4 protein-coding genes are annotated in these 2,737 nt (G+C 62.3%); 3 read left to right on the forward strand and 1 reads right to left on the reverse strand.

Annotation, left to right across the window (positions count from 1 at the left end; translation table 11 throughout):
- Positions 1–741, reverse strand: a 741-nt coding sequence (locus EN932_RS33250) for a glutathione S-transferase family protein (RefSeq protein WP_245483375.1), incomplete at its 3' end; no start/stop codon positions are given.
- A 99-nt stretch (positions 742–840) separates the two neighbouring features.
- Between EN932_RS33250 and EN932_RS33255 the strand changes: the two genes are divergently transcribed.
- From EN932_RS33255 to EN932_RS33265, 3 genes are all read left to right on the forward strand, one after another.
- Entirely contained in the window at positions 841–1,299 is a 459-nt protein-coding gene (locus EN932_RS33255) for a MarR family winged helix-turn-helix transcriptional regulator (RefSeq protein WP_064993769.1), read from the forward strand.
- Positions 1,300–1,416: 117 nt separating this feature from the next.
- On the forward strand, positions 1,417–2,130 hold the full coding sequence (locus EN932_RS33260; RefSeq protein ID WP_244514306.1) for a TetR/AcrR family transcriptional regulator: 714 nt from the start codon (positions 1,417–1,419) through the stop codon (positions 2,128–2,130).
- A 100-nt stretch (positions 2,131–2,230) separates the two neighbouring features.
- Positions 2,231–2,737, forward strand: a 507-nt coding sequence (locus EN932_RS33265; protein ID WP_164890759.1) for an NAD(P)-dependent oxidoreductase, incomplete at its 3' end; no start/stop codon positions are given.

Genomic DNA, 2,737 nt, shown 5'->3' on the forward strand with positions numbered 1-2,737 from the left:
GGATAGGACTGGTCGAAGCGCGGTGGCCGGATCGTTTTGGCCAATGAGGCTCGAAAGGTACGATCCCTTTGCCCGCAGGAAGGTATGCAGGCGCTGTGGGTAGTCCGGCGCCACGGCTTGCCTGATCGACGGGCGTTCACTCAAAGCCTGGCGCCAGGCGCGGACGAGGGGCTTACGGTCAAGAATGCCGAAATCACCGATCCGGTCGAAGACATCGAGATAGCGGAAGACCGGACCGTAAACGGCGTCGACCAGCGAAAAGTGCTTGCTGGCGAACCAGGGGCCGCCAGGCTCGTCCGCCAGCTCGGCTTCGAGACGGTCGAACATGGCGGACAGCGCGCTGGATTCGTCAAGGAAGCCGGCCTCGGTCGATGTTGAATAGAACCGGCCGATGGCATTGAGGGTTGCCGAACCGAACTCGATCCAGGCGCGATGCCGGGCGCGGGCATAGGGATCGGCAGGGTGGAGGGGATTGGCCTGCGTCTCTTCGAGGAATTCGAGGATGACGGCCGATTCGAAGATCACCGTTTCCTCGCCATTTCGCTGCACGCGCAGCAGCGGCACCTTGCCGAGCGGCGAGATCGCCTTGAACCAGTCCGGCTTGTTGGCGAGGTCGATATCGACGCGTTCGAACGGCACGCCCTTTTCGGTGAGCGAAATCGCGGCGCGCTGCACATAGGGGCAGAGGTGATGGCTGACGAGAATGAGCTTGTCGGCGCGTTTGCAGATTTCGTGTTTCATCGGATTGGCTTTCCCTGATTAATGCAATTGCATCTATGTAGATGCATATGCATTGATCGTCAAGCTTGATGCAATTGCATCTATCGTCTAAGGTGCGCCATGACCGAGAAAGCCGCGCCTTCGCCCGAAGCCATCAAGGCCTGGGCTCGCCTGATGCGCGTATCGCGCCAGTTGATGGAGAGCGCCGAAGAGGCGTTGAAGGCCGCCGGTCTGCCCCCACTTGCCTGGTACGACGTGCTGCATGAACTCGCCGAGGCGGGCGAGGGCGGGCTGCGGCCGTTCCAGCTCATCGAGCACACGCTGTTCGCGCAATACAACATTTCGCGCCTGCTGACCCGGCTCGAGGCCGATGGGCTCGTCGAGAAACTGCCGGTGGCCGATGACGGCCGTGGCCAGACCATCCGCATCGCGGCCAAGGGGCGAGAGACACGCCGCCAGATGTGGGCTGTCTACGGACGCTCGATCGCCGAACTGGTTGGCGCCAAACTGTCGGCGGATGAGCTGACCATGGTCTCGGCACTGCTTGGACGGTTGCGCCATCCGCCAGCCAGCGATTAAGCGAGCCTGTCGCGCCAGCGCCTGTCCATTTTGCAGATATTTTGCTCTCGTCCTCTTGCGCACGGCCTCGGATCGCGCAATATGCAGAACCGTAACGTACGGTACGGCTTATCGGGAATGCCGACCTTTCGAGAGAAGAGCGTGTTGCACATCGTGCCTGACATCGACACCAGCGAAGCGCTGACAGAGCGGCAGAAGGCCGTGCTCGACGCGGCGTTGCGGCTGCTGGTCGAAGAGGGCGACCAGCTGACCATGACCGCCGTGGCGCGCCGCGCCAGCTGTTCCAAGGAAACGCTCTACAAATGGTTCGGCGACCGCGACGGGCTGCTGACGGCGACGGTGCAATGGCAGGCCTCTAAAGTGCGGGTGGCACCGGTCGACCGCAAGGGGCTCGATCTTGCCTCGCTGACCGCGAGCCTCGAGCGCTTCGCCTCGGATTGGCTCAAGGTGATTTCCAGCGACACGTCGATCGCGCTCAATCGGGTGGCGGTCAGCCATGCGGGCTCCGGCAAGGACAATCTCGGCGCCGTGGTGCTGGAGAACGGCCGCTTCGCATTGGCCAAGCGGCTGAAGCCGGTGCTCGAGGCCGGCCGACGGACCGGGCTTTTGGATTTCGCGGATGCCGAGACGGCGTTCCGCACCTTTTTCGGGCTGGTCGCCCGCGATGTGCAGATCCGTCTGCTGCTCGGCGACCGGCTGGAATTGACTGAGGCGGCGATCGGCGGCGATGCCGCGCGGGCGACGCAGCAGTTTCTCGCTCTTCATGGAGCAACAACCGGCCGCAAGGCCCTAGAGCCGGATGATTTCAGGTCAAGTCGACCTGAAATCTGAATCCGTCTCTAAATCAAGAAGATAGAGCATGATGTCGTCCGAAAACCGCTTCACACTTTTCGGCATCATGCTCTGATTTATAAACGGGAAGGAAGACAAAATGCGCGTCTATTACGATCGTGATGCCGATCTCAATCTGATCAAGGGCAAGAAGGTCGCCATCATCGGCTATGGCAGCCAGGGCAGGGCGCATGCGCTCAACCTCAAGGATTCCGGCGCCAAGGAGATCGCCATCGGCCTCAAGGCCGGCTCGGCAACCGCCAAGAAGGTCGAGGCCGACGGTCTCAAGGTGATGAGCGTGGCGGACGCGGCCAAATGGGCCGACCTGATGATGATGGCAACGCCGGACGAACTGCAGGCCGACATCTACAAGAACGAGATCGCCCCGAACATCCGCGATGGTGCCGCGATCGCCTTCGCGCACGGCCTCAACGTGCATTTCGGCCTGATCGAGCCGAAGTCGACGGTCGACGTCGTCATGATCGCGCCGAAGGGTCCCGGCCACACGGTGCGCGGCGAATACCAGAAGGGCGGCGGCGTGCCGTGCCTGGTCGCCGTCAACCAGGATGCCTCGGGCAATGCGCTCGACCTGGCACTGTCCTACGCC

It is taken from the genome of Mesorhizobium sp. M7A.F.Ca.US.002.01.1.1 (assembly GCF_004022955.1).
Classification (GTDB): Bacteria; Pseudomonadota; Alphaproteobacteria; order Rhizobiales; family Rhizobiaceae; genus Mesorhizobium; species Mesorhizobium ciceri.